Below are 4,793 nucleotides of genomic sequence, written 5' to 3' on the forward strand. Positions count from 1 at the left end.
GCGTAGAACGACCCATAGTCGCGTGACGACCTCGTCGACGTTGAACGGCTTGGTGATGTAGTCGTCTGCACCGGCAGCCAGGCCGACGAGCTTGTCCTGCAACGCATCGCACGCTGTCACGAATAGCACGGGAGCCTCGATGCCCGCGGCGCGTAAGTCGTGTAGGACCGTCAAGCCGTCAGTGCTCGGCAATGTTAGGTCGAGAAGTACCGCGTCAGGGCGGACCTTCCTGGCGCGACTCAGCGCTTCTGGTCCGTCGGCGGCGGTATCGACCTCGTAGCCCGCCAACGTCAGACAGATTTCGAGTCGCCTGACGACGCCCGAATCGGCGTCGACCACGAGGACGCGACTTCCAGCGCGGGCCCGACACGGCACCGGTGAAGCCTTGTCGCACTCCCTCACCGCTGTCATGAGACGTCCTCGCTCAGGGGCCCGATGTCACCGTCCGGCCCATCATGTGAGTGGAGCGCTGTGTGCACGCTGAGAAACCCGCGGCCAGAAGGATTGGAGGTCGGCGGCTCAGAGCTCGCGGATGACCGCCACCCGTGAGCGCCGCGCCACGCCGACCGTGACCACCGAGACCACCCCGATCGCCGCGACCGTCGTCACCGCGACGACGCTCAGATACAGCCAGGGCACCGACAGTGCCGTGGGCGGTGGATCGAAGACGCCGCTGAGGACGCTGACCAGCATTCTCGACAAAGCCGCCCCGAGCACGGCGGCGCCGGCGAATCCGCACACGATCAACGTCGAGGACTCCGACCACACGAACGAGCCCAGCTGTCGACGGGAGGCGCCCAAGGCATCGGCGATGGCGAAGGTGCGGCGTCGCTCGGTGAGCCCCAACGCAAGCACAAGCGCCCCAGCCGCGGCGGCAAGCCCGAGCCCGAATCCGAGTTCGATCCTGGAGAGCCCGGCCAGGTTGACCGCGGTCAGGCTGGAGCCCACCGTCCCACGGGCGGAGGCGATGTCGGTGACGGTCGCCGAAGTGCCCAGTAGCGTGTGGATGCGCATCGCCACTGCCGCGGTATCGCGTCCCGCGGTGTCGATCAAGAAGGCCCCGACGGCATCGCTCCCCGACTGCTGGGCGACGTAGTCCCCGTTGGCGACGAAGAAGCTGTCCTTCGGTGCGGTAGGGAATTCGGTGACGATCCCGACGTAGCGGAACGGGACGATGCTCAGCTGGCGAGTCTTGGCGTTTGGCAGTCGCAGGTTGATGGTGTCGCCCACCGCCAGCTGGTAGTCGTTGACGGTTTCCGCGCTGACCAAGATCGAGTCCGGCTGGCTGGCGAGCGTGCTCATCAAGGTCGCCACCGTCCCGCCTTGAAAGTAGCCGTCTTGCAGCGCGGTGACGCCGCTGATGGTGGCTGGGTTGACGCCGTAGAGGTCCTGGAGATCGCCGCCGATGTAGGCGAATCGGTGCTGCAGAGGTTCCACGGCGCGCACGCCGGGCACGGCGGCCAGTGGCGTGGCGCCCGCACGGGTCACCGACGTTCCCGGGGCCTCCGTTACGGTGACGTCGGCGCCGTTGGTGAGTTGGGCGTCCACCTCGGCCTGTGCCTCGTAGGTCGCGTTGAACGTCGCCGTCGATGCGGCGAAGGCCGCGGTTAGCGCCAACAGGACGATCGCCCTGGCAAGGGACGATCGCTGCCGCGCCAGAGAGTGGGCCAGCGTGTTCGCCAGTGGCCCGGCTACTGGTCGTAGCAGCACGGCGACGACCCGGCGGCCTCGCACCAGCAGCAGATCGGTGAGCCTCCAGATGAACAGCGCACCGCCGATCCACAACAGCGCGGGCGCGGCGAAGGCCCAGTAGGAGACCGAGATCGACGGCACGCCTTCCGGAGCGAGCACGATCTCGTAACCGGAGCGCCCGGTGAGCCAGAACAGCAGGCCCGACACGGCGAGCAAGACGATGTCGAGGCCGAACCGGATCCAGACCGGCGCTCGGGTCACCCGCAGGTCGAGGCGTGCCGCGACGACGGTGGCGCGGCGCAGGTCCAGGCACGCCGGCACCAACACGGCAGCGGCGGCGATGCCGAGGCCCACGACGGCCGAGGCCGCCGCCCACGTGACGGCGGCACCGACGTCCGCCCCGAAGCTCGCCGATCCGAAGGTGACCCACCCGATCAGTGCCGCGGCGACCAAACCGGCGGTGCTGCCGAGGACGCCGACGACGGCGGCTTCGGCCGTCGAGAGCCACACTAATTGCCGCGTGGTCGCTCCGCGGGCGCGCAGCAGAGCCTGCTCGCGGCGCCGCCGGGATGCACCCGCATCGACCACGGCGGCGGTCAGTAGCGCGGCGACGGCGGCGGCGGGTAATCCGAGGAACAGGAACAGGATTCGCGCGTATGCAGCATCACCGCGTGCCGCGTCGAGTGCGGCACCGAGATTGTCACCGACCAGGGCCGCGCCGGCGCTGCGCGCTTCGAGGTTGTGCGCCTCGGCGGTCACCTGCGTGTAGGCGGCGGCCGGGTCGCTGGGCAGCGCGTGCTCCAGCGCGGTGTGGATTTGTGTGCTGGTCAGGTCCGGACGGATTGCTGCCAGTGGGTCGAAGACGCCGTGCCACGCGGTTTCGTCGAGGATCAGTACGTTGTCGGGCGGGGCGAGGGGTTGGGCGCCAGGCGGTGCGCCGACCCTTTGGAACAGCGAGTTCGGCTGTGCGACTTCCACGACCCCGGCCACGACGACGTTCGTGGGCGCCATCCCGGCTCGGCCGATGGTGATGGTGTCACCGGGAGCGGCGCCGAGGTTGGCTGCGGTCTGTTGCGCGAGGAGGACGCCGTGGTCGGCCCCGGTGAGGGTACGCAGTGCGTCGGGCCAGGTGCTGCGATAGTCCTCCGAGATACCCAATACCGTTGCCGGGCCCGTGGTTCGGGTGTTACCCGCGTTCGTGGTGCTGAGCCCGGATGACTGTCCGAACGCAACAGGTGATGCCGACCGGACGTGGGGTGTGCTCCGCACCGTGTCGAGTACTACGGAGGGGGATCCGGCCGGTTGGACTTCCACCTGCCAGTCGACGACGACCGTCCCCGCTGCGCGGATGGTCATTGCGCTCTGCGCGGCCGACAGGAAGGTACCCAAACAGGCCAGCAGCGCGACCGCCGCCGCGATGCCCGCGGCGGTCCCCATCAAGCGCCCAGGCTGCCTGCGCAGCAGGCCCAGTGTCCACGTCGCGATCACGAGGTGACCGTCCGCGGTGCCGCGTCGACGTCGAGGGTGCCGTCGCGCATTTCCCACCGGGTGGTGAGTCGCGCGGCGACCACGGGGTCGTGGGTCGAGATCATCAGTGCGGCTCCGGTGCTCGTGGCGGTGTCGAGCAGAGCGGTGATGACCCGATCGGCGTTGGAATGATCCAGCTGCCCGGTCGGTTCGTCGGCGAGGATGAGTGCGGGACGGCTCGCGACGACCCGCGCGACCGCAACGCGCTGGGATTGACCGCCTGACAGTTCGTCGGGGAATCTCGCCGCCGACTCGCGCATGCCGACCAGCTCGAGTGCGGCCAGTGCGCGTTCGATGGCGCTGGCCTCGTCGACTGCGGCAAACAGCATGGGCAGCACCACGTTCGCAACGACATCGAAGGTCGGAAGCAGGCTGGGGCCCTGGAACACCATGCCCACGGCGCCAGGATGTCCCGAGGGATCGGCGCGAAGGGCTGGCCAGCGCACTGTTCCGCCGGTGGGAGCATCGATCCCGGCGAGCAGGTGCAGCAGCGTTGACTTCCCCGACCCCGACGATCCGGTAAGCGCAATTCGCGCCGACGGTGGTATTCGGCAGTACACGGACGAAAGGGCTTGCACCACATTGGGTCCAGACCCGAAGGACCGGCTGACGTCGATGCATTCGGCGACGAACGACGCCGAACTTCGGACCTCGAAATCCATTGCGGCATCAATCATCAGAACGCCCTGCCGTCCTCGAGGCGCACGACTCGGGTAGCGGCGGCGGCAACGGCGGCGCTGTGGCTGGCGACGACGATGGCGGTGCCGCGTCGAGTGGCCGCGATCAACAGGTCGAGCAACTGGGCTTCGGTGGTGCCATCGAGCTCACCGGTGGGTTCGTCCGCGAGGAGCACCGTAGGAGTGTTCGCCAGCGCCACCGCAATTCCCGCTCGGGCGAGCTCTCCGCCGGACAGTTCGCTTGGGTACGCCCCGGACCGGTTCCGCAATCCGAGCGCATCCAGTATGTCGAATTCGTTCGCGGAGGGCCGGGCCCCCAACGAACGAACCAGTGTCAGGTTCCTTCTGACGCTGAGGTGCTCAAGCAGGTTGGCGCTCTGGAACAACATGCCGACATGGTGTGCACGGATCCGGGCCCGATCACGCTCGCTGCGATGGCTGATCCGCTGACCCGCGATGTACACCGTCCCGCCGTCGGGTTCATCCATCCCGGCCAGGCACGCCAACAACGTCGACTTGCCCGAACCCGACGGTCCCGTCACCACCACGAGTTCTCCGGCATTCACCCGCAGGGATACTCCCTGCAGCGCAAGGGTTTCCTCATCGCCGGCGCGATAGAAGCGGTAGAGCGAGCGGGCGTCCAGCGCCGCCGCGGGGCCGGTGTCTACAACCACTGCAGCGAATCGGTGATGGTCCGCCACGGATCGACGTTGTCGGCGTCCAGCGGGCCGGACAGCGTCACGATGACCTCGTGGGCGTCCCGCCAGAACACGTAGCGCTCGACGGAGTCCACACCACTCTTCGCGATGACCTCATTTGGGGCCGAGGTGGCCTGGTAAGTCGCCAAGATGACGGGGCCGGATCTGCGTTGAACCACAGATAGCGCACCGAATCGGT

General features: G+C 68.2%; 4 protein-coding genes and 1 pseudogene. All 5 read right to left on the minus strand.

Going from position 1 to position 4,793, the window contains the following annotated elements; translation table 11 throughout:
• Nucleotides 1–339, minus strand: a 339-nt coding sequence (locus ACRDUX_RS08855) for a response regulator (RefSeq protein ID WP_526413007.1), incomplete at its 3' end; no start/stop codon positions are given.
• Nucleotides 340–519: 180 nt separating this feature from the next.
• On the minus strand, nucleotides 520–3,180 hold the full coding sequence (locus ACRDUX_RS08860; protein WP_526413009.1) for an FtsX-like permease family protein: 2,661 nt from the start codon (nucleotides 3,178–3,180) through the stop codon (nucleotides 520–522).
• Complete coding sequence (locus tag ACRDUX_RS08865; RefSeq protein WP_526413011.1) at nucleotides 3,177–3,896, minus strand: ABC transporter ATP-binding protein; 720 nt, start codon at nucleotides 3,894–3,896, stop codon at nucleotides 3,177–3,179. Before ACRDUX_RS08865 ends, ACRDUX_RS08860 begins: the two co-directional genes overlap by 4 nt.
• Nucleotides 3,896–4,570: an ABC transporter ATP-binding protein gene (locus ACRDUX_RS08870; protein ID WP_526413013.1), complete on the minus strand. Its 675-nt coding sequence runs from the start codon at nucleotides 4,568–4,570 to the stop codon at nucleotides 3,896–3,898. Before ACRDUX_RS08870 ends, ACRDUX_RS08865 begins: the two co-directional genes overlap by 1 nt.
• Nucleotides 4,561–4,793 (minus strand): annotated as a pseudogene (locus ACRDUX_RS08875) (hypothetical protein); the annotation flags it as partial. The gene ACRDUX_RS08870 and the pseudogene ACRDUX_RS08875, both read right to left, overlap by 10 nt.

Origin of the sequence: Mycobacterium sp. (assembly GCF_050701675.1) — a bacterium.
Taxonomy (GTDB): domain Bacteria; phylum Actinomycetota; class Actinomycetes; order Mycobacteriales; family Mycobacteriaceae; genus Mycobacterium.

What these genes read in the sequence shown, in the direction of transcription:
- ACRDUX_RS08865 (WP_526413011.1), bottom strand. Translation starts at nt 3,896, where the DNA reads ATGATTGATGCCGCAATGGATTTCGAGGTCCGAAGTTCGGCGTCGTTC.